This is a genomic window from Streptomyces typhae, assembly GCF_009755605.1.
Taxonomy (GTDB): domain Bacteria; phylum Actinomycetota; class Actinomycetes; order Streptomycetales; family Streptomycetaceae; genus Streptomyces; species Streptomyces typhae.
Genome location: NZ_WPNZ01000001.1, coordinates 116,837 through 141,162 on the forward strand (window position 1 = coordinate 116,837; position 24,326 = coordinate 141,162).

At 72.5% G+C, this 24,326-nt stretch carries 20 protein-coding genes; 7 read left to right on the forward strand and 13 right to left on the reverse strand.

Going from position 1 to position 24,326, the window contains the following annotated elements; translation table 11 throughout:
• The first annotated feature begins 1 nt into the window (after position 1).
• A complete protein-coding gene (locus GPA10_RS00505) occupies positions 2 to 1,552 on the forward strand; it encodes an alpha/beta hydrolase (RefSeq protein WP_157163780.1) in 1,551 nt (516 codons plus the stop codon).
• An 88-nt stretch (positions 1,553 to 1,640) separates the two neighbouring features.
• Positions 1,641 to 3,209, forward strand: coding sequence for an alpha/beta hydrolase (locus tag GPA10_RS00510; RefSeq protein WP_157163781.1), 1,569 nt, complete (start codon positions 1,641 to 1,643; stop codon positions 3,207 to 3,209).
• A 102-nt stretch (positions 3,210 to 3,311) separates the two neighbouring features.
• Here GPA10_RS00510 and moeZ read toward each other — a convergent pair whose 3' ends face one another.
• The 12 genes from moeZ to GPA10_RS00565 all read right to left on the reverse strand — a co-directional run bounded on the left by moeZ (position 3,312) and on the right by GPA10_RS00565 (position 18,851).
• Positions 3,312 to 4,490, reverse strand: coding sequence for an adenylyltransferase/sulfurtransferase MoeZ (moeZ, locus tag GPA10_RS00515; protein ID WP_343040131.1), 1,179 nt, complete (start codon positions 4,488 to 4,490; stop codon positions 3,312 to 3,314).
• Between the two features lie 99 nt (positions 4,491 to 4,589).
• Positions 4,590 to 5,369: a spherulation-specific family 4 protein gene (locus GPA10_RS00520; protein ID WP_058849696.1), complete on the reverse strand. Its 780-nt coding sequence runs from the start codon at positions 5,367 to 5,369 to the stop codon at positions 4,590 to 4,592.
• On the reverse strand, positions 5,357 to 6,310 hold the full coding sequence (locus GPA10_RS00525; protein WP_058849697.1) for an NAD-dependent epimerase/dehydratase family protein: 954 nt from the start codon (positions 6,308 to 6,310) through the stop codon (positions 5,357 to 5,359). Before GPA10_RS00525 ends, GPA10_RS00520 begins: the two co-directional genes overlap by 13 nt.
• A gap of 204 nt (positions 6,311 to 6,514) precedes the next feature.
• Positions 6,515 to 7,879 (reverse strand): hypothetical protein, encoded by a 1,365-nt coding sequence (locus GPA10_RS42105; protein ID WP_246258591.1) that lies wholly within the window; start codon positions 7,877 to 7,879, stop codon positions 6,515 to 6,517.
• Complete coding sequence (locus GPA10_RS00535; protein ID WP_343040132.1) at positions 7,876 to 9,657, reverse strand: glycosyltransferase; 1,782 nt, start codon at positions 9,655 to 9,657, stop codon at positions 7,876 to 7,878. Before GPA10_RS00535 ends, GPA10_RS42105 begins: the two co-directional genes overlap by 4 nt.
• Before the next feature lie 245 nt (positions 9,658 to 9,902).
• Positions 9,903 to 11,705: a dipeptide ABC transporter ATP-binding protein gene (locus GPA10_RS00540; protein ID WP_157163783.1), complete on the reverse strand. Its 1,803-nt coding sequence runs from the start codon at positions 11,703 to 11,705 to the stop codon at positions 9,903 to 9,905.
• A complete protein-coding gene (locus GPA10_RS00545; RefSeq protein ID WP_425505629.1) occupies positions 11,702 to 12,781 on the reverse strand; it encodes an ABC transporter permease in 1,080 nt (359 codons plus the stop codon). Before GPA10_RS00545 ends, GPA10_RS00540 begins: the two co-directional genes overlap by 4 nt.
• On the reverse strand, positions 12,778 to 13,848 hold the full coding sequence (locus tag GPA10_RS00550; RefSeq protein WP_157163784.1) for an ABC transporter permease: 1,071 nt from the start codon (positions 13,846 to 13,848) through the stop codon (positions 12,778 to 12,780). The genes GPA10_RS00545 and GPA10_RS00550 overlap by 4 nt, the downstream gene beginning before the upstream one ends.
• A 64-nt stretch (positions 13,849 to 13,912) precedes the next feature.
• Complete coding sequence (locus GPA10_RS00555) at positions 13,913 to 15,616, reverse strand: ABC transporter substrate-binding protein (RefSeq protein WP_157163785.1); 1,704 nt, start codon at positions 15,614 to 15,616, stop codon at positions 13,913 to 13,915.
• Between the two features lie 334 nt (positions 15,617 to 15,950).
• Positions 15,951 to 16,043, reverse strand: coding sequence for an Ms4533A family Cys-rich leader peptide (locus GPA10_RS43570; protein WP_343040134.1), 93 nt, complete (start codon positions 16,041 to 16,043; stop codon positions 15,951 to 15,953).
• Between the two features lie 82 nt (positions 16,044 to 16,125).
• Positions 16,126 to 17,790 carry a DUF3152 domain-containing protein gene (locus tag GPA10_RS00560; RefSeq protein WP_425505630.1) on the reverse strand — a complete coding sequence of 555 codons (1,665 nt, stop codon included), beginning with the start codon at positions 17,788 to 17,790 and terminating at the stop codon, positions 16,126 to 16,128.
• A gap of 8 nt (positions 17,791 to 17,798) precedes the next feature.
• Positions 17,799 to 18,851 (reverse strand): alpha/beta fold hydrolase, encoded by a 1,053-nt coding sequence (locus GPA10_RS00565; RefSeq protein ID WP_157163787.1) that lies wholly within the window; start codon positions 18,849 to 18,851, stop codon positions 17,799 to 17,801.
• 334 nt (positions 18,852 to 19,185) lie between these two features.
• Between GPA10_RS00565 and GPA10_RS00570 the strand changes: the two genes are divergently transcribed.
• From GPA10_RS00570 to GPA10_RS00585, 4 genes are all read left to right on the forward strand, one after another.
• On the forward strand, positions 19,186 to 19,416 hold the full coding sequence (locus GPA10_RS00570) for a hypothetical protein (protein WP_058849706.1): 231 nt from the start codon (positions 19,186 to 19,188) through the stop codon (positions 19,414 to 19,416).
• 187 nt (positions 19,417 to 19,603) lie between these two features.
• Entirely contained in the window at positions 19,604 to 20,245 is a 642-nt protein-coding gene (locus tag GPA10_RS00575) for a TetR/AcrR family transcriptional regulator (protein ID WP_058849707.1), read from the forward strand.
• 146 nt (positions 20,246 to 20,391) lie between these two features.
• The gene (locus tag GPA10_RS00580) at positions 20,392 to 20,619 is read left to right on the forward strand and encodes a DUF3107 domain-containing protein (protein WP_343040136.1); all 228 of its coding nucleotides are present in this window, start codon (positions 20,392 to 20,394) and stop codon (positions 20,617 to 20,619) included.
• A gap of 276 nt (positions 20,620 to 20,895) precedes the next feature.
• Entirely contained in the window at positions 20,896 to 21,165 is a 270-nt protein-coding gene (locus tag GPA10_RS00585; RefSeq protein ID WP_058849709.1) for a hypothetical protein, read from the forward strand.
• A 242-nt stretch (positions 21,166 to 21,407) separates the two neighbouring features.
• On the opposite strand, the gene GPA10_RS00590 is transcribed toward GPA10_RS00585, so the two are convergent.
• Positions 21,408 to 22,202 carry a ferritin-like fold-containing protein gene (locus tag GPA10_RS00590; protein WP_425505631.1) on the reverse strand — a complete coding sequence of 265 codons (795 nt, stop codon included), beginning with the start codon at positions 22,200 to 22,202 and terminating at the stop codon, positions 21,408 to 21,410.
• A 466-nt stretch (positions 22,203 to 22,668) separates the two neighbouring features.
• Here GPA10_RS00590 and GPA10_RS00595 point away from each other — a divergent pair, with 466 nt between their 5' ends.
• Positions 22,669 to 24,273 carry a DEAD/DEAH box helicase gene (locus tag GPA10_RS00595; RefSeq protein WP_157163789.1) on the forward strand — a complete coding sequence of 535 codons (1,605 nt, stop codon included), beginning with the start codon at positions 22,669 to 22,671 and terminating at the stop codon, positions 24,271 to 24,273.
• The last annotated feature ends 53 nt before the right edge of the window (positions 24,274 to 24,326 follow it).

The following is a 24,326-nucleotide window of genomic DNA, read 5'->3' on the forward strand; positions in this document are numbered from 1 at the left end:
CATGCCCAAGCTCCCGCCGCGCGCCAAGGCCCTGACCGCCACCGCCGCCCTGCTGACCGCCGCGCTCACGGCCTGCGGGGACTCCGGCTCAGACAAGGGCGCGGGCAGGGCCCCCGCGGACCAGAAGCTCAGCTGGAAGGACTGTCCGGCGCCGTCCGCGGCGGAGGGCGGCGGCGACGCCCCCTCCCCGCTGCCCGGGGGCGCCGAGTGGCAGTGCGCCACCATGAAGGCGCCGCGCGACTGGGACGAGCCCGGGGGCGACACCCTGGACATCGCCCTGATCCGTGCCGCCGCGCGCGACAAGGACCGGCGCATCGGCTCGCTCGTCTTCAACTTCGGCGGCCCCGGCGGCTCCGGCGTGACCTCGCTGCCCGCGTTCGGCTCGGACTACGCGAAGCTGCGCACCCGCTATGACCTGGTGAGCTTCGACCCGCGCGGGGTGGGCCGCAGCGAGGCAGTGGAGTGCGAGGACGACAAGGACCTCGACGCGTACTACCAGCAGGACGCGACGCCCGACGACGCCGCCGAGCGGACGGAGCTCATCGACAACGTCAAGAAGTTCAACGGGGCGTGCGAGAAGAACTCCAAGAAAGTGCTTCCCCATGTGCGCACCACGGACGCGGCCCGTGACATGGACCTGATGCGGCAGGTGCTCGGCGACGACAAGCTGCACTACTTCGGCATCTCGTACGGCACGGAACTGGGCGGCGTGTACGCCCACCTGTTCCCCGGGAAGGTGGGACGCGCGGTCTTCGACGCGGTCGTCGACCCGACGCAGACACCGGAACAGGGCTCCCTGGGGCAGGCGAAGGGGTTCCAGCTCGCGCTCGACAACTTCGCCGAGGACTGCGCCTCCAAGGAGGAGGACTGCCCTGTCGGCGACAGCGAACAGGACGTCAAGGACCGTATCGCGCGTCTCCTGAAGAACCTCGACAGCAAGCCGCTGCCCGGTCTGCCGCCGCGTGAACTGACGCAGACGGCAGCGACGAACGGCATCGCCCAGGCCCTGTACTCCCAGGACTTCTGGCCCTATCTCACCCAGGGCCTCGAAGACGCCTACGACGGCGACGGCAGGATCCTCATGGTGCTCTCCGACGCGATGAACGGACGCAACGAGGACGGCAGCTACAGCAACATCCAGGCCGCGAACGTCGCCATCAACTGCGCCGACGACAAACCGCGTTACACGCCCGACGACGTCGAGGCGAAGCTGCCCGAGTTCCGCGAGGCCTCTCCCCTCTTCGGCGACTACCTCGCGTGGGGCATGGTCAACTGCACCGACTGGGCGGTCGACGGCGCCGCCGACCGCCCCGACGTGAGCGCGCGGGGGGCGGCCCCCGTCCTCGTCATCGGCAACACCGGCGACCCGGCCACGCCCTACGAGGGCGCGCGCAAGATGGTCGACGCCCTCGGCAAGGGCGTCGGCGTCGAGCTGACCTACAAGGGCCAGGGGCACGGGGCGTACGACAGCAAGAACTCCTGCGTACGAGGGGCCGTGGACGGCTATCTGCTGGAGGGCAGGGTGCCGAAGAAGGGCACCGTCTGTGCCTGAGCGGGTTCGCCCCGCGCTCCGCCCGCCCGGAGCGATGTCAGTGGCCGTGCCTACTATGGGCTGACTGTCTTCCGAGGGGGGAAGCGTCATGCCGCGTTTCGTACGGTCAGCCGCTCTGGCCGCCGCAGGGGTCATGGTGGCCGGGCTCGCCGTCGGGTGCGGAGGTTCGTCGGACGACGGCGAGGACGACGCGAAACGGCCGGGGGGCTCGGGGGCCGATCCGGCGCCGCGCCCCGACCCCTCCTCCTCACTGCCCGCCTCCCTCACGACGCAGAAGCTCGACTGGGGGGACTGCGAGGCCTCGGGCGGCGAGGCGGCGCCGGGCGACGAGTGGCAGTGCACGACGATCGAGGTCCCGCTCGACTACGCGAAGCCCGACGGCGAGACGATCGGCATCGCGCTGATCCGCGCCAGGTCCACGGGCAAGGGCGACCGCATCGGCTCGCTCCTGTTCAACTTCGGCGGCCCCGGCGGCTCCGGCGTCTCCATGCTGCCGTCCTTCGGCGACCAGTACGCCAAGCTGCGCGAGCGGTACGACCTGGTGAGTTTCGACCCGCGCGGAGTCGCCGCCAGCGAGGGCGTGCGCTGCCGCAGCGACAAGCAGACCCAGGCGGCGGAGAACACCGACCCCACCCCGGACACCCCGGCCGAGGAACGGGCCTATCTCAAGGACGCCGAGGACTTCGGAGCCGGCTGCGCCAAGGCCGCCAAGAAGCTGCTGCCGCACGTCTCGACGGCCGAGGCGGCGCGCGACATGGACGTGATGCGGCAGGTGCTCGGCGACGACAAGCTGCACTACTTCGGCATCTCGTACGGCACCGAGCTCGGCGGGACGTACGCCCACTTGTTCCCCGAGAAGACCGGCCGCCTCACGCTCGACGCCGTGGTGGACCCGACGTCGGGCGCCGTGGGCCACGCCGAGAACCAGGCCCGGGGCTTCCAGCGCGCCCTGGACAACTACCTGAAGGCCAACGGCCAGGAGCCGAAGGCGGGCACGAAGAAGATCGTCGACCTGCTGCGCCGCATCGACGCCGAGCCGCTGCGCACGGACACGCCGGGGCGCAAGCTGAGCGAGGCCCTGGCGACGACCGGCATCACGGTCACGCTGTACAGCAAGGAGACCTGGCCCGCGCTGACCGACGCCCTGGCGGAGGCCGAGAAGGGCAACGGCACGGCCCTGCTCCAGCTCGCCGACGCCTACAACGAACGCGACGCGTCCGGGCGTTACAGCACCCAGAGCCACTCGCAGCGCGCGATCGCCTGCCGCGACACCAAGGAGCGGCCGACGCCCGCGCAGGCCAAGGCGCGGCTCGACCGGTTCCGTGAGATATCGCCGGTGTTCGGCGTGTTCATGGGCTGGGACACCGCGGGCTGGTGCCACAAGTGGCCGGTCGAGGGCCTCACGGACACCCCGGAGGTGAGCGCCCCCGGCGCCGACCCGGTCCTCGTCGTCGGCAACACCGGCGACCCGGCCACGCCCTACGAGGGCGCGCGCAGGATGGCGGACGAGCTGGGCAAGGGCGTCGGCGTGCACCTGACCTGGAAGGGCGAGGGCCACGGGGCGTACGGCAACGGCAGCACGTGCGTCGACGACACGGTGAACGGCTACCTCCTGGACGGCAAGGTCCCCGAGGACGACAAGGTCTGCGAGTCCTGAGCGCCGGGGCCCGGAGCCCGGCCGTCGCTGGGCCCGGACAGCCGAAGGCCCCGCCCACCGGAAGGTGAGCGGGGCCGAGGGAAGCCCGGTGGAGCGTTCGCCCTAGTAGACCGGCTTCTCCGGCTCGATCTGGTGGACCCAGCCGATCACGCCGCCGCCGACGTGCACGGCGTCCGCGAAGCCCGCGGACTTCAGCACGGCGAGGACTTCCGCACTGCGGACACCCGTCTTGCAATGCAGGACGATCTTCTTGTCCTGCGGGAGCGACTCCAGGGCGGCGCCCATGAGGAACTCGTTCTTCGGGATCAGCTTGGCGCCCGGGATGGAGACGATCTCGTACTCGTTCTGCTCGCGGACGTCGATGATCTCGATCTTCTCGTCGGCGTCGATCCACTCCTTGAGCTGCTTGGGAGTGATCGTCGAACCGGCCGCCGCCTCCTGGGCCTCTTCGGAGACGACGCCGCAGAAGGCCTCGTAGTCGATGAGCTCGGTGACGGTGGGGTTCTCGCCGCAGACCGCGCAGTCCGGGTCCTTGCGGACCTTGACCTGGCGGTACTGCATCTCCAGGGCGTCGTAGATCATCAGGCGGCCGACGAGCGGCTCGCCGATGCCCGCGAGGAGCTTGATGGCCTCGTTGACCTGGATGGAGCCGATGGAGGCGCACAGCACGCCGAGCACGCCGCCCTCGGCGCAGGACGGGACCATGCCGGGGGGCGGGGGCTCCGGGTACAGGCAGCGGTAGCACGGCCCGTGCTCGGACCAGAACACCGAGGCCTGACCGTCGAAGCGGTAGATGGAGCCCCACACGTAGGGCTTGTTGAGCAGCACGCACGCGTCGTTGACCAGGTAACGCGTGGCGAAGTTGTCCGTGCCGTCGACGATCAGGTCGTACTGGCCGAAGATGTCCAGGACGTTGTCGGCCTCGAGCCGCTCCTCGTGCAGCACCACGTTCACGTACGGGTTGATGCCGAGGACCGAGTCCTTCGCGGACTCGGCCTTGGAACGGCCGATGTCGGCCTGGCTGTGGATGATCTGGCGCTGCAGGTTCGACTCGTCGACCTCGTCGAACTCCACGATGCCGAGGGTGCCGACGCCCGCCGCCGCGAGGTACATCAGGGCCGGCGACCCCAGGCCGCCGGCGCCCACACAGAGCACCTTGGCGTTCTTCAGCCGCTTCTGCCCGTCCATCCCGACGTCGGGGATGATCAGGTGGCGGGAGTACCTGCGGACCTCGTCGACGGTGAGCTCAGATGCTGGCTCGACCAGGGGTGGCAGCGACACGGGGACTCCGTTGGTCGAAAGTGCGATCGAAGTCCCCCGGTCCGGGCAGCGCCGGACAGGGGGACGCTTGTTCTCCTGGTAACACTGCCATGGCCTTCTTCATTCCGAGACACCTGGTCCGATGCGCGAGACGATTTCGTCCCAGTAACCGGGCATGGCCTCCCACGGGTCGGCCGCGGGGCCGCCCTCGGAACGGTCGCTGCGGTCCGTACGGTCGGTGAAGTAGATCGTCGACGCTCCCTGCCAGCGGGCCACGCGCAGGGCCTCGTCGAGATGTCCGAGCGGCACGCCGTGGACGAGGTGGCAGAAGCGTTCGGGCGGGTGGGCGGCGGTCCACTCGGGCGCCTGCGACCAGCGGTACTGGCTCCAGGGCCCGGCGAAGGTCACCAACTGGTCGGCGGCGTCGGCGTATCCGGGGTACGGGTGGCAGCCGTGGCCGAAGACGACGTGCCCGTCGCGGGACCCGCCGCCGAGGAGCGCGCGCAGCGTGCCGACCGTGCGCGCGACCTCCGGCAGGTACGTGCGCCCCGTGGGACAGCGGCCGAGGAAGAACCCGTCGACGAGGTACCAGTCGACGTAGCGGTGGGCGTCGGAGACCAGCTCGCCGAAGGAGCGGGCGCCGTACGTCACGTCGAGCCGCCCGAGGACCCGGACTCCGGCGTTCCGCAGCCTTCCGGCCGCTTCCAGGCAGTGCGGGTCGGGCCGCCCGCCGGGGCCGTTGTCGACGTTCAGGACGACCCAGTGCAGCGGGGTGCCGGGGCGGGTCAGTTCGGCCCACTCGGTGGGGGCGAGCAGGGGGTGCGCGAAGCCGGGCACGCCGAACCCGACGCGCAGGTCGGTCTGGGCGACGCCCGTGGCCGTGCTGCTCAGATGCGGCATGCCGCCTCCATCCAGATGTCGGCCAGGGACTCTTCGAGGTTGATACGGGGCCGCCAGCCGAGCCGGTCGCGGGCGGTGCGCACGTCGGCCTGCTGCCAGCTGCCGCAGCCGTCCGGGTAGGGGTAGGCGGTCGGCGGCGCGTGGTCGGGGTCGGGGCGGGGGTGGCCGATGACGGGCCGCCCCGCGGGCTGGTCGAGTTCGTGCAGGGCACCGCCGTAGCCCGCGACGCGGGCGAGCACGGCTGCCGCGTCCCGCAGCCGCACGGCACGTCCGGACCCGATGTTGACGACGCCCTGGGCGGCGGACAGCGAGGCCGCGTGCACGGCGCGGGCGATGTCGCGTACGTCGATGAAGTCCCGCTGGACGCCGAGTCCGCCGAGCTTGAGTTCGCCGTCGCCCGCCTGCATGGCGCGCCGCATGGCCTCGGCGAGCCTGCCGAGGGGCGAGCCCGCCGGGGTGCCGGGGCCCGCGGGCGAGAACACCCTGAGGACGACGGCGTCGAGGCCGGAGCCGAGGACGAGTTCGGTGGCGGCGAGCTTGCTGACGCCGTACGGGCCGCCGGGGCGGGGCACGGCGTCCTCGGCCGTGGACGAGCCCGGCTGGCTCGGGCCGTACTCGGCGCCGCAGCCGAGCTGCACCAGGCGGGCACCGCAGCCGCTGCGGCGCAGGGCCTCGCAGATGGTGGCGACGGCGACGGTGTTGTGCCGGGTCAGGTCGCGGGCGCCGCCGCGGGTGGCGCCCGCGCAGTTGATGACGACGCCCGGGTGCACGGCGTCCAGGAAGCGGGTGAGCGCCCCGGGGCTGCCGCTGGCGAGGTCGAACCGGACGTCCGAGTCGTCGCCCCGTCCGAGGGCGGTGAGCTGTACGGCCGGGTCGGCGAGCAGCCGGTCCGCGACGAACCGGCCGAGGTATCCGTTGGCTCCGATCAGCAGCACCCTCATCGGGCGGCTCCCGGGGCACTCGCGCGGTGGCTGGGGGTGGTCATCTGCGTTTCTCCTTCAGGGTGTTGCCGTGTTCGAGGAAGGGACGGACGGAGGCGGGGAGGGTCCCGGGCCGGCTCTGCGGCCGCGCGGGGCGTCACGGCGGGGGCTGGGGCGTGACGGTGTCTGGGGGCGACCCGGGGCGGCGGGTCGCGGGTAAGGCGCTCACCGCGCACCGCCGGCGGTGGCGTGTGCGGAGGCCCGGCCGAGGACGCGCACGGCGTGTACGAGGAGCACCGCGGCTCCGGCTGCGCAGACGAGGGCGGGCAGTGCGCCGGTGCCGCCCGCGGCGTGCAGGCGCTCGGCCGGCGCGGCGAGGAAGCCGGGGCGGCCCGGCAGGCGGGCGGCGCACACCAGGCCCACCGCGGCGGCCTGGGTCGTGGCGGCCGTCCCGTACACGAGGGCGGGCGCCCGGCGCGAGCCGTGGGCGCGCAGCATCCGGCCGAGCCACAACAGCGCGGCGAGCGCTCCGGCGGCGACGAGGGAGCGGGTGGCGCCTGCCCCCGGCACGCGCAGCGATCCCACGCCGACGAGCAGGGCGCCCACGGCGCACAGGTACAGCGCGAACACCGCGATCAGCAGCGGCCGTACGGAGGCCGCGAACTCGTCGAGGCCACGGCTCGCGCCGAGCCGCCCGCCCGCGCGTACGGCGAAGATCCGCGCGCACCACAGGCCGGGGGCGACGGCACCCGCGAGGACGAGGGCGACGGCGGCCGAGGGCGGCCGGAGTCCGACGGGCTCTCCGGACACGGCGGCCATGAGCAACTCGTCACCGACGAGGGCGTACGCAAGGAGCAGGGCGACCCAGACGTGCAGGGTCCGGGAGGCGCGGCGGGCGGGGCGGAGCGGGCCGTACCGCAACGCGATCCAGAGGGCCGCGGCGACGGCGAGCGCGCCACCGATGCCCGCCGCGAGGCGCAACCGCCCGTCACCGAGGGCCGCGCCCGCCACCGCGAGGGCACAGGCGGCTCCGGGGAGCGGGGCGAGGGCCCATCGGGGGGTGCTGCTGGGGGGCGCGGGGGTGACTTTGCGCGCCGGGGTGACGGTGCGCGCGGGGGTGGCGGTGCGCGCGGGGGTGACAACCCGCGCGGGGGTACCGACCCACACGGAAGTGCCCACCCACACGGAAGTGCCCACCCGCGCGAGAGTGACGGTGTCCACGGAGACACCGGACCCCAGCGAAGCACCGGCCCCTGCCGCATCGCCGGTGCCCGCAAGGTCGCCGCCCCCCCGCGGAGCACGGGCGTACATCTCCTCCGCGAGCGCGAACACGTCCCGGTGGCGGAACCGTGCGACCGTCCGGTCGGTGAGGCCGTGTGCCTCCAGACCAGCCGCGATCTCCAGCGGGTCCACCGCCCGCTCGCACAGGTCGCGGTACTGGTGCATGAGCGCCTTCACGGGATCGGCAGGGCCTCGCCGGGGGGCACCGCTCCCGCTCCCGCCCGCCGGGTCCTCCGACCGCGCGTCCCAGCCGTCCGCGGGGCCCGGCGCCCGCGGCACGTCCACCGACCGCTCCGCCCACCGCGTCATGACAGCGCCTCCCAGGGCTTCAGGCAGAGCCCCGGTCCGGGCGGCGGGCCGAGCCGCGTGCCCTCGTGACGGCGCACCCCGGCCCACCGACCGGGTACGTACGCCTCGGCGGGGCGCGCGAACGGCACTGGCTCCCCCGCCTCGTTCAGGGCCTCACGCCGCGCCGGACAGTGGGAGACGATCTCCAGGTAAATGCCGTTAAATGCTGTGAGGTTCTGCTCGACCGTGAAGAGTTCGAGCGCACGGGCCCGCGCCGCGGCGCCGAGGCGCGCACGGCGCCCGGGGTCCCGCAACAGCGCCACGCACGCCTGCGCGAGCGCCCGGGGATCGCGCGGTGGCACCACGAGACCGGTGCCGCCGACGACCTCCACGACCGCGCCGACGTCCGTCGAGACCGTCGCGCGCCCGCAGAACATCGCCTCGACGAGGCCGACCGGGAAGCCTTCGACGACGCTGGACAGGACGACCACGCCGCCGGCCGCGTAGGCGTCCGCGAGGCTGGGCAGCTCCGGCCCGCCGATCTCCTCGAACGACACCGGCTCGGCGCCGCCCGCGGGCGCGCCGTCCGCCTCGGCGGGGAACAGGTGGGCGGCGAGCGCCCGGCAGTGCGCGTGGTACGCCGCCGCCTCCGCCCCGTCCGCGGGGGCGCCGACGACGCGCAGCCGCGCCCCGGGCTCCGCCCTGCGGACCTCGGCGAAGGCGTGGAGCAGCGAGACCAGGTCCTTCGCCGGTTCGACGCGGCCGACCCAGATCAGGGTCCGCGGATCTCCGGGGCCCTCCCGTTCGCCGACCTCGCCGAAGCGGCTCGAAGGGAGACCGGGGTGGACCGTGCGCAGCTTGGCCCGGTCCGCGCCGCACCGTTCCTGCCAGCGGCGCGCGTGCGCGTTTCCGTGGGTGACGACCGCGGCCTGCCGGTACGCCTCGGCGGCGAGTTTGCCCTGGAAGGCCGCGAGCAGCGTGCGCGCGGGCACCGCGAGCCCCGGCGCACCAGCACCAGCACCAGCACCAGCACCAGCCAAATAGTGCTCCCGCAACCGCACCCCGTACTCCGTGACCAGCAGCGGCACCCCCGCGAAGTGCTTGGCCAGCAGCCCCGTCAGCGCGGCGCCGCCGCCCGACGTGGCGTGGCAGAGGTCGACCGCGCCCAGGGCGTCGTCCCCGTACCAGTCGAGGGACAGCGGGTGCAGCGCACGCTCCAGGTGGTCCGCGACGGCGAGCAGATCGGCCACGCGGGCGGCGCGCGCGGCCGGGGATGCGCCGGGCGCGCGGCAGGCCTGCTCCAAGGCGCGCACGGCGGTTTCGGACCGCAGCGGCCCGGCCAGGCTACCGGCGTCACGGGCCAGTTCGGCGAGGCCGTACAGCGCGCTGCCGAAACGGTCCGCCAACTGGCCGGAGCCGTCCCCCCCGCTCTCGCCCGCCCGGTCGGCACCGACCCCGGCCCCCGCACACAGCACCCGCGCCAGCTCACCGAAGCACTCGGCGAACCGCCGCCGCGCACGCCGCGCACGCCGTCCGAAGCCGGAACCGAACCCGAACCCGGAACCGGACCCGAACCCGGAATCGACGCCGGAACCGAACCCGGAACCGAACCCGGAACCGAACCCGAAACCGAAGGCAGAACCAGAACCGAACCCGGACCTCTCCCCCCGCACGCCCCGGCTCAGCGCGTACACATCGAACTCGTGCTGCCCGAGCCCGCGCACGAGGCGATCGCACCAGTGCCCGGTCTCACCACCCACATACGGATGACCACCCTCCGTAAGCAGTCCTATGCGCACGTGTGCACCCCCGATCTCCCATATGGGGAGCCGCCGTTGGCCCGGCGGCTCGCAGCGGGACGAACGTATGCGGACATGACGGTGGCGCGACGGACGGTTGTCCATCGCGCCACCAAAAGGGGTGAAGCGCCGTAACTTCTTCGTGTCGGTAGCGTTCCGTCGCGCTATGGCGAGGTCAGGCCAGGACGATAGCGGACAGAAACCCGCACTTCACCGCAAGACATCTCACCCTTGTTCACGGAACGTCACGCTGCGGCCAGCTCCTTGCCCGCGGCGCCGCCGTCCTCGCGCACCGCGTGCGCACCAGCCGCGCGCGCCGCGCGCCGCTCCGCGGCGACCGCCGGGTCCAGGGCGGGCACCGCGGCGAGCAACTGCCGGGTGTACGGGTCCTGCGGCGCGCCGTACACCTCGTCCACCGGTCCCTGCTCGACGATCCGTCCGTTCCGCATCACCGCGACCCGGTCGCTGACCTGGCGGACCACCGCCAGGTCGTGCGCGACGAAGACCAGGGCGAGCCCGAGCTCCCGCTGCAGTTCGGCGAGGAGCGCCGTGACCTGCGCCTGGGTGGTGACGTCCAGGGCGGACACCGGTTCGTCGCAGACGATCAACCGTGGCTCGGCGGCGAGCGCGCGAGCGATGCCGACGCGCTGGCGCTGGCCGCCGCTGAACTCGTGCGGGTAGCGGTCGTAGTGGGCGGGGTCGAGGCCGACGCGCTGCATCAGGTCACGGACCCGGGCCCGGATCGCGTCCCCGTCGCGGTCGCCCCGCGCCCGCAGCGGATCGGCGATCGACTCGCCGACGGAGCGTCGCGGGTTGAGCGAGGAGACGGGGTCCTGGAACACCATCTGCACCCCGGGGGCCGCGCCCTTGCCGGGCTTCTCCGCACCTCCGTGGCGGAGCTGTCCGGCCGTCGGCTCCAGGAGGCCCACGAGCATCCGGCCGAGGGTGGTCTTGCCGCTGCCGCTCTCGCCTACGACGCCGAGCGTCTCGCCCGCGCGCACCGTGAGCGAGACGCCGTCGACGGCGGTGAAGGCACGCCTGCCCCGTCCGAACACGCGCCGCAGCCCTTCGGCCTCGACCACGACGTCGCCCACGACGCCCTCGGCACGCCGGGCATCCACGACACCCTCGGCGTCACCGCCACCGCCACCGCCACCATCACCGACGCCGCCACCATCACCGACGCCGTCATCAGCGCCCGCAGCGGAGCCGGAACCAGAATCGGAACCAGAACCAGAACTGGTACCGGAACCGGGGACCGGGCCGGAGCCGGAGCCCTCCACCCGCGGCACCGCGCTCAGCAACTCCCGCGTGTACGCCTCCCGAGGAGCCCCCAGCACCTGGGCCACACCCCCGCGCTCCACCACGCGCCCGTCCCGCATGACGAGCACGTCGTCCACGCTCTCGGCGGCGACGCCGACGTCGTGGGTGACCAGGAGCAGGCCCATGCCGGTCTCCTCGCGCAGGGCGTGCAGCAGGTCGAGGATCTGCGCCTGGACGGTCACGTCCAGGGCGGTGGTGGGCTCGTCGGCGATGAGCAGGTCGGGCTCGCAGGCGAGGGCCATGGCGATCAGGGCGCGCTGGCGCATGCCGCCGCTGAACTCGTGCGGGCGGGAGCGGGCGCGGCGGGCGGCATCCGGGATCCCGACCCGGCCGAGCACGTCGACGGCGCGGGCGCGGGCCGCCCGCCGCGAGACGCCGGAGTGCGCGCGGTGGACCTCGGCGATCTGGTCGCCCACGGCGAAGTAGGGGTCGAGCGCGGACAGCGGGTCCTGGAAGACCATCGCGGCGACCCCGCCGCGCAGCCGCCGCAACTCGTCGTCCCCGGCCGCCGCCACGTCCACGCCGCCGACCCGCACGGACCCCGTCACCCGGGCGCCGGTGTCCCGGTGCAGGCCGAGCAGCGCGGACGCGACGGTCGACTTGCCGGAGCCGGACTCCCCGACGAGGCCGAGCGCGGCCCCCGGCGCCAGCGTGAAGGAGACCGAGTCCACGGCGCGTACGGCACCGAACTCCACGCCCAGGTCCTCGACTTCCACGAGGCTCATGACAGCACCACCCGTCGGTCGGCCACCGCGTACAGGACGTCCGCGACGGCGTTGGCGAGAACCACGAAGAAGCCGGTGACGAGGACCATGCCGACGACCACCGGCAGGTCGACGACGCGTACGGCCTGCACGAGTTCGCGCCCGAGACCGGGCAGGCCGAACAGCGTCTCGGTGAGCAGCGCGCCGCCGAACATCGACCCGAAGTCGTTGGCGCTGAGCGCGATCACGGGGGCGAGCGCGCCGCGCAGGGCGTGCCTGCCGACGATGGACCGCTCGCGGACGCCGTACGCGCGGAAGGTCCGCACATGGTCCTCGGCGAGCGTCTCCAGCATCGACGAGCGCGTCAGGCGGGCGTATTTGGCGGCCTCGATGAGGGCGAGCGACACCCAGGGCAGGAGCAGGTTCCACGCCCACTGCTGCGGGTCGTCGGTGAACGGCACGTACTGCGGGAACGGCAGCCACTGCAGTTTGCCGCAGACGAGGATCATCAGGAGCAGGCCGATGACGAACACGGGTGTGGCCGTTCCCGCGAGGGTCAGCGCGGTCAGGACGCGCTCGGTGGGGCGGCCGCGGCGCCAGGCGGACAGCACGCCGGTGCCGACGCCGAGGATCAGCCAGAGCACCATGGCGCCGATCGCGAGCGACGCGGTGACGGGCACCTTGTTCAGGATCAGCTCGGTGACCTGCTGGTCGGTCTGGTACGAGAGCCCGAGGCAGGGCGCGTCGCAGTGCAGCACGCTCGTACCGGTCGAGTAGTCGTGGCCCACGAGGACGCCCCGCAGGAAGTCCAGGTAGCGCACGTGGATCGGGTCGTCGAGCTTGAGCTGCTCGGAGACCTGCTGCACCTGAGCGGGCGAGCAGCGCGGGCCGCAGGTGATCTGCGCGACGTCGCCGGGCGCCACGTAGAAGACGGCGTAGATGACGACGGAGAGCACGAAGAGGGTGACGACGGCGCCGAGGACCCGGCGCAGGACGAACCCGGTGAAGCCGCCGCCGAGCAGCCCGCCGAGCGCGGCTGCGCCGCCGCGGGAGCGGGCAGCGGCGGAGGTGGTGGTGGCGGTGGCGGTGGCGGTCATGAGCCGTCCTTCCGCGTGCGCAGGGTGTCGGGCTTCCGCGTGCGCAGGGTGTCGGGCTTCCGCGTGCGCAGGGTGTCGGCCTTCCGCGTGCGCAGGGTGCCGACGCGCAGCCGGGAGGCCGCCCGCGGGTCGAGCGCGGTGCGCACACCGTCGCCGAGGACGGTGAGCGCGAGCACGGTCACGAACAGGGCGGCGGCGGGCAGCAGCAGGTACTGCGGGGCCGCCTGGTACCAGACGTCGGCCGAGGTGAGCATCTGCCCCCAGGACGCGGTCGGCGGTTTGACGCCGACGCCGAGGAAGGACAGGGCCGCCTCGACGGTGATGTTCGTGGGGACGAGCAGCGCGGCGTACGTGATGACGGGCGCGGCGAGCGCGGGCAGCAGCTCGCGGCGGGCGATCCGGACGCCGCCCCAGCCGCTGAGCCGGGCCGCGGCCACATGGTCGAGGGACTTCAGCGAGATGGTCTTGGCGCGCACCACCTTGGCGACACCGCCCCACCCCACGAAGCCGATGACCAGGGCGACGAGCACCGGCCGCGGGAAGCCGCCCGGCACCACGGCGAGCAGCGCGAGGGCGAGGACCATCAGGGGCAGTGCCACCATGACGTCGGTGGCGCGGCTGAGCGTCTGGTCCAGCCAGCGGCCGCCGAGGCCGCCCGCGAGCCCCACGGTGACGCCGATCGCGACCTGGAGCACGGTCGCCGCGAGGGCGACGCCGAGGGACACGCGGGCGCCGTACACGAGCCGCGCGAACAGGTCCCTGCCGGTCTGCGGTTCGACGCCGAGCCAGTGCTCGGAGCTGATCCCGCCGAAGGGCCCGACGGGCACACCGCCGCGGGCGGAGTCCACGAGTGCCGGGTGGTACGAGGTGGGGTCCTGGCCCTCCAAGGCCGTGAACAGCGGCGCGGCGAGCGCCACCAGGACGAGCAGCGCGACGACCGCCGCCGCGGCGAGGGCGGCGCGCTGCGTGCGCAGGCGCCGCCAGAACTGACGGGCTCCGGAGGCGGGGGCGGGCACCGCGGTGGCGCCCACCCCCGGGGTCTCCGAGGCCAACAGGGCCTCACTCATGGGGCCTCATGAAAAAGCTCATGAAAAATCGACCTGAATCCGTGCTTCGTTCCGTACGCGATGACTACTTGACCGAGGCCTGGGAGACATCGAGGACACCCGTCCAGTCGCTGATCACGACGTTCTTCACGTCCTTGCCGTACAGACGCTTGTAGACGGGGTGGAACAGCGGCACGGTGAGGGCCTTGGCGCCGATCTTCTTGTCGAGGGCGCCCCAGCGGACGGCGGCCGCGGTGTGGTCGGTGAGCTTGTTGATCTCGTCGATCTCCTGGTTGACGGCCTTGTCGTCCAGGAAGCTGGAGTTGAAGTTGTAGCCGTCCTTCACGATCTGGCGGCCGTCGAAGATCGGGGCGAGGAAGGGGCCGCCGGAGGGCCAGTCGGCACCCCAGTGGGCGAGGAAGAGACCGGGCTCGTCCTTGGCGTCGTGGACCTTGTCCTCGTAGTCGTTGTCCTCCAAGCCCTGGAGCCTGACGGTGATGCCGGCCTTCTTCAGGGCGTCCTGGAGGGCCGTGGCGATCTCCGGGCTGGTCTCGAAGTTCTTGGCGTTGGAGTGGGTGAGGGTGATGGTCAGGCCGTCCTTGTGGCCCGCGGCCCGCAGGAGCTCCTTGGCCTTCTCCGGGTTGCCGGACGCGCCCGCGGGGAAGTGGTCGAACTCCGTGTATCCGAAGGACTTCTGGTTCGGCAGGAAGGTGGTGGCGGGCTCGGCGAGCGAGGAGCCGCCCGCGGCGTTGACGACCGAGGTCCGGTCGACGGCGTAGGCGATGGCCTGCCGGACCTTGGGGTCGTCGAACGGCTTCACCTTCGGGTTGAAGGCGAGGTAGTTGGTGTAGCCGAAGTGGCCGGTGCCGACCTGCGCGGCGAGCTTCTTGTCACCGCTGACCTTGGCGAGTTCGGCGGGCCCGAGGTTGGTGTCGGTGGTGACGGCCGCGGCGTCGGCGCCCTGGCTCGCGGAGAGCCGCTGGTTGATGACGGACGAGTTGAGGCCGGACCGCACATCGATCCTGTCCGGGTACGCCTTGCGCTCGGCGTCGGTGTCCGCGGACCAGTGCGGGTTGCGCTCCAGTTGCAGCCGCTCGCCGTCGCCTGTGTTCTTCACGACCTTGTACGGGCCCGTCGAGACCGGGTGCTCCTCGTACTTGGTGCCCTTGTCCTTGGCCTTGGGCACGGGTGCGAACGACGTCTGCGTGGCCACGTAGTCGAAGTCGCCGACGGGCTTGTTCAGCCGGAAGACGATCGTCCGGTCGTCCGGGGTCTCGACGGAGTCCAGGCCCTTCTTGTCCTTGTAGGGGCCCTGATACTTGTCGCCGCCGATGAGCCAGTCCCGCAGGAAGGGCGCGCCGCCGGACAGCTCGGCGGCGAAGGACCGCTCGATGCCGTACTTGATGTCCTTGGTGGTGACCGGCGTGCCGTCCTCGAACTTGAGGCCCTTCTTCAGGGTGTACGTCCACACCGTGGCGTCCTCGCTCGGCTTGCCGAGGCTCTCGGCGAGGTCCGGCACGACCTTGGCGCCGTCGGCGCCGTCCTCGCGGTTGCGGGTGGTCAGGGTGCGGAAGACGAGGCTCGGTACGTTGCCGCCGCCGGAGGTGTACAGGCGCGCCGGGTCGAAGTCGCTCTGCGGGTCGCTGTTGAGGACGGTGAGGGTGCCGCCCTTCTGGGGCTTGCCGTCGCCGCCCGCCTTGTTCTTGTTGTCCTCCGGGCCCGCGCAGGCGGCGGCGCCCGCGGCCAGGACGACCAGGGCGGCGGACGCCGCGGCCGTACGGCGGGACATGGCCGTACGACTGGATATGGCGGACGTGGGACGACGCAGACGGCGCATCGGAGTGCCTCTCGGAAAGCGAAAGAAGACGAATCGGGACGGGACTCGCCGAATCGGGGGAAGGGACCGGCAGGGAATCAGCGAAACGGTTCGCCGGAACGGCCCGGCGGAACCGGAGGGGCCGCCCCGGAGCATGCGCGTCGAATGCGCTCACGGACCTGCCGAGGGCCGTACCGAATGCGGCGGACGAACCGCACGGGCGGTCACGGCATACGGCAGGGAGAAACGCGACAGATCAGCCAGGAACAAACGAGGAAAGAACGCGACGCACTCGCCGGGGCGGGCGTCAGCGACAGTGGATGTCGGCCACGCAGAGCGCGGTCACGCCGAACAGCGCCAGCTCAAGGGCGGCGCTCACGGAGGCGTGACGGCTCGACATGCGGAGAAATATGGTCGATGGCGCGTGGAATGTCAACGCGAGGTCCGGTTCATCCCCCGTGTTCATCTCCCGTTACGGTGGCTCAACTCTTCGGAAACGACCAGGGATTGGCCTTGCAGCGGATGCCGTCGTGGTTCAGGAACTTGGTCTGTTGCTGCATGACGGGGGCCAGCTCGCCGTCGCGGCGGCAGTCCACATGTCCGTAGCCGAGCCGGTGACCGACCTCGTGATTGATCAGCATCTGCCGGTACGGGTGGATGCGGTCGCCGTAGGTCTTGGCGCCCTGGGCCCACCGGAACGCATTGATCATCACCCGGTCGGTGGCGGCGGAGTCGCACGACACATTCTGTTCCCAGGTGTCGAGCCCGGATTTGGCGCACCATTTCGCGGTCGTTCCAGGACTGGCCAGGGTGATGACGAAATCGGGCCGGCCCGAGGAGATCCGCTCGAAGGTCCTGGCGCCGCCGTGCGCCCAACTCCGGTTGTCGTTCAGGGTTTTCTGCACGGCCGTCGCGAAGAGTTCACCGTCGAGCGCCATGCCCTTTTCGATGTCGACGCGGTATCTGAATTTCTGGCCCTTGCCCGGCGCCTTGGCGAATCCGCGGATCGCGTCGAAGTCGCCGGACGCGGTGAGTTTCGCGTCCAGCGGGTACTTCTTGCCCATTTTCTCGTCGTACGTGGCCGGGGCGGCCGGAGCGGGATCGGACGGGGCCGGACGGTTGTCGGAGCGGGACGCCTCGGAGCCGCGCCCCGGACGGTCGTCGCCCTTGTCCGCGGCCCGCGTGGGCGAGCCGTCGCCCTTGGCGCCGTCGGCGACCTGACCGGCCACGATGACCGCGAGGACGGTGGTGACGGCGGCGGCCGCGATGCCGGTGACGGTACGGCCGCGGCTCCGCGTGCGGCTCCGCGTGCCCGCGTCGCCGCCGTCGGCGGGGTCCTGGTCGCCGTCACCGGAACCGTCGCCGGTGCCGTCGTGCCCGCCGCCGTCGGAGCCGCCCGAGTCCCAGGTGGTCACGGACGCGTACGGGTCGCGGGGGGCCGGCTGCCGCTGCGCGGACCTCGTACCGGTCCGCGCGCCGCTCTGCGCAGCGGGTCTCGGGCCGGTCCTCGGGCCGGCGCCACGAGGACCGGCGCTCGGACCGGTCCTCGTGGCGCCGCCGAAGACGTCGCCGTCGTCTTCGCCGTCCTCGATGTCGTCGTCCCGGACGTCGATCACGTCGTCGGCCCCGAAGGCGTCGACGTAGTCCTGCCGGGGGCCGCGCGCCGAGGTGCCCCGCCCCTGGGGAGACACTCCGTAACCGACGCCGATCCCGATCCCGGCCCCGGCCCTGCCGGAAGCCGCTCCGCCGACCTCGCCCCAGCCGCCTCCGGACTCGCGCCGCTCGGGGTGCCCGCCGCGCACCTTCGGGGTCCCGCCGGGCGGGGTGTGCAGGGGGGAGCCGTGCGGAGGCATGTGCTGGGGAATCCCGTGGGGCGGGGTGTGCTGCGGAACCCCGTGGGGCGGCGTGTGCTGGGGCACGCCGCGCGGAGGAGTGTGCCGGGGCACGCCGCGCGGAGGCGTCGACGCGGGTGGCGGGGACACCTGGGGCACCCCGTGCGGGGGCGTGACGTCGCCGCCGTCGCGCCGACGGCGGCCGGAGCCGGGTGCGGGGCCCTCGGCCGGGCCCTTCGGTGCGCCACTCCGTATGCCGGAGGTGCTGGTGGTGTCCGAGGTGTCGGCCGGACCCCGGCGGCTATGACGTCCCACGCGGCGCCTCAGCTCCTCGAACCCGAATCGTGGTGGTCCTTCATCACAGCGCCACGATCGCGCACACCACGTGCCCCACTCAACTCGCCCGACTCGACGGGTCCGGCCAACTCATCGGTATCGGCCAGCAGTTCACGGATGGCCGTCGCCACCGTCTCCGGATACTCCATCATCGCCACGTGCCCCGCGTCGGGCAGCGTCAGGAGCCGCGAGTCACGGAAGGCCGCCGACGCCCGGCGCGCCATGCGGTACGACACCAGCTGGTCCCGGCCGCCGTACACGAGCAGCGTGGGCGCGAGCACCCGCTCCGCCTGCCGCCACAGTCCGTGCTGGCCGCCGAGGGTGTACGCGTTCACGATGCCGCGCGCCGAGCGTGCCATCGCGTCCCAGAAGTAGGGGAGCGCGAGCCGCCGCTCCATCTCGCGGACCGCGGCGCCGAAGCCCTCCGGGGTGACCCGCCCGGGGTCCCCGTAACAGAGGCCGAGCACGCCGCGCACCCGCTGCTCCGCCGACCACTCCTTGGTGAGCCGGGTGAACAGGGCGGCGACCCCGGGCAGCGCGAGCAGTCCGGTCGGCACCGCCGTGCGCTGCACCCGCAGCTCGGGCAGGGCGGGCGAGATCAGCGTCAGCGTGCGGACCAGGTCGGGGCGGACCGCGGCGACGCGCGTCGACACGGCGCCGCCCAGCGAATTGGCCACCAGGTGCACGGGCCCGCGGCCTCGGGAGTCCAGGAGCCGGATGACCGCGCGCGCGTGCCCGGTGACCGAATAGTCGCCGTCGTCCGGCGGCGGCGAGTCGCCGAAGCCCGGCAGGTCCACGGCCTCGCAGTCCACGACGTCCTCGAGCAGCGGCATCAGCGCCGTCCAGTTCTGCGAGGACCCGCCGAGCCCGTGCACGTACAGCGCGGGCGGCAGACCGGGGCGCGCCGGGGGGCGCGAGCGCACGTTCAGGGTGAGTCCGGGCAGGGCGACCGAGTCGAGTCGCTCGCCCTTCGCGACGGCGACAGCCCCCGGTTTGGGGGCCACGGCGGCCAGTGCGCCGGGCAACTCGGTCGAAGACATGCGGGCAATGTTACGAGACGATCACGTGCGGGATCACGTGTTCGGCGTCACAGATCCGGCGGGGATCGCGTGGCGGCGAAATCACCTCTTCCCTAGGCTCTGAGGTGATCGCGGGAACCGCCCGCCGCAGACCCGGGCGCGGCGAGAGGCATGAGAGCGGGCCCCCGGGAAACCCCGGGAGAGCGAGGCACGGCGCGCAAGTCGCGAGCCGGCTTCCCAGTCAGCCCGGGGAAGAGACCCGCCAACCCGGGGAAGAGACCCGCCAGCCCGGGGAAAAGACCCGTCAGCCCGGGGAAGAGACCGTCGCCCCGGGAAAGAGAGCCGAGGAGTCCACATGAGCGTCGACCCGACCGACCCCGACACCTTCCAGGTGGATGAGCCCTCGGCGCAGGAGTCAGGGCCGGAGACCCCGGAGGCGGACTCCGCCGAGCAGCACACCGCCCTCACCCCGGAGCGGGACGACTCGCTCCAGTCCCTCAATGAGGCGGACCAGAACGCCGCCGACGAGGCCGACCTGGCAGAACAGGCACGCGTGGTGTCCCAGGACGAGGACGACTACCGCTGACGGCGCACCCGGGCGGCCGACCCGCACGCAGCTGCCCGTGTTCGCCCGGCTACGCACCGGCGCCGGGACGTGTCGAGGACATCCAGTCCGTGAAATTCTGCGCTCGCACCGCACACATCACAGTTACCGAAAAGTACGATGGCGACGCGGCGCACACCGCAGCACAAGGACGACTTCGGGAGGCGGCGTGACAGCCATCGAGCAGACAGAGGCGGCGCGCCCGCGGGGCACACGCCTGCCGCGCCGTGCCCGGCGCAATCAGCTTCTGGGCGCGGCCCAGGAGGTGTTCGTCGCGCAGGGGTACCACGCGGCGGCGATGGACGACATCGCGGAACGGGCGGGCGTCAGCAAGCCGGTGCTCTACCAGCACTTCCCCGGCAAACTGGACCTCTACCTCGCGCTGCTCGACCAGCACTGCGAGAACCTGCTCCAGGCGGTGCGCGCGGCGCTCGCGTCGACGACGGACAACAAGCTGCGCGTCGCGGCCACGATGGACGCCTATTTCGGGTACGTGGAGGACGACGGCGGCGCGTTCCGGCTGGTCTTCGAGTCGGACCTGACGAACGAGCCCGCGGTCCGCGAGCGCGTGGACAAGGTCACCCTGGAGTGCGCCGAGGCGATCTGCGAGGTGATCGCGGAGGACACCGGCCTGTCCAAGTCCGAGTCGATGCTCCTGGCGTCCGGACTCGGCGGCCTCGCCCAGGTCGTCGCGCGCTACTGGCTGCACAGCGACGGCGGCGTGCCGCGCGAGAAGGCGGTGGAGCTGCTCACCTCGCTGGCCTGGCGCGGCATCGCGGGCTTCCCGCTGCACGGCACGGAAGGCCACTGACCGCGCATTTGTTCCCACCCTGCGCCCCGGCGTTGTTCGCTCCTGGCGTGCACGCCCGGCACCGATCCCGTCCCCTCACCGGGCTAATCTGTGCTGGGTACGGCGCGGGCGCCCGCGCACATCACTGACCGTCGGAGGGACAAAGCGTGGAGGTCAAGATCGGCGTGCAGCACGCGCCGCGCGAGATCGTTCTGGAGAGCGGTCAGAGCGCCGAGGAGGTCGAGAGCGCGGTGTCCGAGGCTCTTTCGGGCAAGGCCCCGCTCCTGAGCCTGGAGGACGACCACGGCCGCAAGGTCCTGGTGCCTTCCGACCGCCTCGCCTACGTGGAGATCGGCGAGCCGACTCAGCGCAAGGTGGGCTTCGGCGCCCTGTAGGACCACGCGCGAGCAGCAGGACGACGGCCCGGTGGCACTGCCACCGGGCCGTCGTTCCGTGTGCGGCGGCGCGATTTCCCGGCGTCGGCGCGGAGTTCGGTTCGGGTGTGCTCGTCCGGGCGCCCGGAGTTCGGTTCGGATTGCTCGTCCGGGCACCGGGAGTTCGGTTCGGGTGTGCGCGTCCGGGCACCCGGAGCTGGAGGGTTGTATTCCGGCAGCCGGGGGTAAGACCGGCTACGACCGATTTGCACCTGGCCACGAGGGAGGGAACACACCGTGATCCTCGAAGCACTCGGCTCCGCACTCATCGGCCTCGCCCTGGCCTGGGCGACGGCCCGCCGACTGCCGCACCGGCTCCCCGCACGAGCCCTCGTCCTGTCCACCGGAGTGGGCGGAGCGCTCGTCGGAGCCTTCATCACGCACATGGCGCTCGGTCCGGGCCACCCGCCCGCGATCCTGCTGGGCGCCCTGGCCGTCTCCGCGGCCCTGCTCTCACTCCTGCTCCGCCCCACCCGCCGCCTGCACCGCCGCCAGGCACCTGCGTAGGCCTGGCGGCGGACGTTCCAGCCCGCCCGGCACGCGAGAAAAGGCCCGTCCGGCGCGCGAGAAAAAGCCCGTCCGGCGCTTGAGGACGAGCCCGCAGGGCGACCCCAGCCGGTCCGGCGCTTGAGGACGAGCCCGCAGGGCGACCCCAGCCCGTCCGGCGCTTGAGGACGAGCCCGCAGGGCGATCGACGGCCACCACGGCTGGGGCGAACCCGACGGGCGCCGGCACCTACCCCGGCAAGGCTAGGCCGCCAGGCCAAGCGCGGCCATGCGCTTGGTGTGCGCCTCGGTGATCCGGGAGAACATCCGCCCGACCTCCGCGAGGTCGAACCCGTCCGCGACCCCCCCGACCAGCATGGTCGACAACGCGTCCCGGTCGGCGACCACGCGCTGCGACTGGGAAAGGGCCTCACCCATGAGCCGCCGCGCCCACAGCGCGAGCCGCCCGCCGACCCGCGGCTCCGCCTCGATCGCGGCCCGCACCTTCTCCACGGCGAAGCTCGCGTGGCCGGTGTCGTCGAGCACACCGAGCACCAGCCAGCGGGTGTCGACGTCGAGCCGCGCCGCGACCTCGCGGTAGAAGTCACTCGCGATGGAGTCACCGACGTACGCCTTGACCAGGCCTTCCAGCCAGTCGGACGGCGCGGTCTGCTTATGGAACCCGTCGAGCGCCTCGACGAAAGGATCCATGGCCTCGGTGGGCTCCGCGCCGACCGCCGCGAGCCGGTCCCGCAACTGCTCGAAGTGGTGGAACTCGGCGGACGCCATCTTCGCCAGCTCCGCCTTGTCGGCGAGCGTCGGCGCCAGCTTCGCGTCCTCCGCGAGGCGCTCGAACGCCGCCAGCTCGCCGTACGCGAGCGCGCCGAGCAGATCCACGACGGCGGCGCGGTACTGCGGGTCGGCGGACGCCGTCTTCCAGTCCTGCGCGGCGACCCCGGTGGGGGCGGCGGCGTTCTCTTCGGCGGCTTCGGCGGCTGCGGTGCTTTCGGGGCGTTCGGGGGGCTTCGCGGCGGTGTCAGACGTCTCCATGAAGCGCACAATAGCCCGCTCGCCGCACGGCGTAAGGGCCTGGTCAACCACTGTGACGACGGCAACGTGAGCAATTCGCCGGACACGCATGCGAGATTCCGGGGTACAGTGGTAATGCGCCCGCCGAATATTCGACGGGCCGCATGAATGAGGATGCCCGGTCGGTGGCCCGATCGGCTCCGACCAGACAGCCCTCCAGGGCGGTATGCACGGTGCGTACTGCATGCGGAGGGACCCCCTCAGCGGTGTGAGCGCTCGAGCGTCGGCAGTGGTCCCGTACCACCGGCTCGCCGGGCTCGTTCCCCAGGCGGCCGGCAGTCCCCGGTACGGTCACGACCCCCAGCGTTCGCCTCGCGCCGCGTCTCACAGAAGAGGCATTGCCCTGACTACGACTTTCCGAGAGCTCGGAATTCTCCCCGAGACCGCCGAGGCCCTTGAGGCCGTCGGCATCATCAACCCCTTCCCCATCCAGGAGATGACGCTCCCCGTCGCCCTTTCGGGCACCGACGTCATCGGCCAGGCGAAGACCGGCACCGGCAAGACGCTCGGCTTCGGCCTTCCGCTCCTCGAGCGCGTCGTCGTCCCCGCCGACGTCGAGGCGGGCCGCGCCGAGTCCGGTCAGCTGACCGAGGCACCGCAGGCCCTCATCGTGGTTCCGACCCGCGAGCTGTGCCAGCAGGTGACCAACGACCTGCTGACCGCCGGCAAGGCGCGCAACGTCCGCGTCCTCGCCATATATGGCGGCCGCGCCTACGAACCGCAGGTCGAGGCCCTCAAGAAGGGCGTCGACGTGGTCGTCGGCACCCCGGGCCGCCTGCTCGACCTGGCCGGACAGCGCAAGCTGAACCTGAAGCACATCAAGTGCCTCGTCCTCGACGAGGCCGACGAGATGCTCGACCTGGGCTTCCTGCCCGACGTCGAGAAGATCATCAACATGCTTCCGGTGAAGCGCCAGACGATGCTCTTCTCCGCGACCATGCCGGGCGCCGTCATCGGCCTCGCCCGCCGGTACATGTCGCAGCCCACGCACATCCGCGCCACCGCGCCGGACGACGAGGGCCAGACCGTCGCGAACACCGCGCAGTTCGTGTACCGCGCGCACTCCATGGACAAGCCGGAGATGGTCTCCCGCATCCTGCAGGCCGAGGGCCGCGGCCTCGCGATGATCTTCTGCCGTACGAAGCGCACGGCCGCGGACATCGCCGAGCAGCTGGAGCGCCGCGGGTTCGCCTCCGGCGCGGTCCACGGCGACCTGGGCCAGGGAGCGCGCGAGCAGGCGCTGCGCGCGTTCCGCAACGGCAAGGTCGACGTGCTCGTGTGCACCGACGTCGCCGCGCGCGGCATCGACGTCGAGGGCGTCACGCACGTCATCAACTACCAGTCGCCCGAGGACGAGAAGACCTATCTGCACCGCATCGGCCGCACCGGCCGCGCGGGCGCCAAGGGCATCGCGATCACGCTGGTCGACTGGGACGACATCCCGCGCTGGCAGCTCATCAACAAGGCGCTCGACCTGGACTTCAACGACCCGGTCGAGACGTACTCCAGCTCCCCTCACCTGTACGAGGAGCTGAGCATCCCCGCCGGTACGAAGGGTGTCCTGCCGCGCACGGAGCGCACGCGCGCCGGGCTCGACGCCGAGGAGATCGAGGACCTGGGCGAGACCGGGGCCCGCGGTTCGCGTGGCGGTTCCGGCTCCCGGGGGCCCGCGCGGTCCCGGGCCGGGGGGCGTGCGCCGGCCGAGGAGGCCGAGCGGCCCGTGCGTACGCCTCGGCGGCGGCGCAGGACCCGGGCCGGGGCGCCGGTCGAGGGGGAGGCTGCGGCCACGGCCGTCGTCGAGGCTGACGCCTCGCCTGCCTCGTCCGCTGCTTCTGCCTCGTCTGCTTCGGCCGTCTCGTCCGGCTCGTCCGTGGCGGAGGAGGCTGCCGCGCCGCGTACGCCTCGGCGGCGGCGGCGTACCCGTGCGGGGGCGGAGGCTTCTGCGGAGGCTCCGGCCGCTGCCGCTGCCTCCGAGGAGGCTGCGGAGGTCAAGCCTCGGCGGCGGCGGACGCGTAAGTCGGCGGAGTCCGCCGACAGCTAGTCCGTGCAGTTCCCTCTCCCGTGCCCGGGGCCCTCGTGGTCCCGGGCACGGGT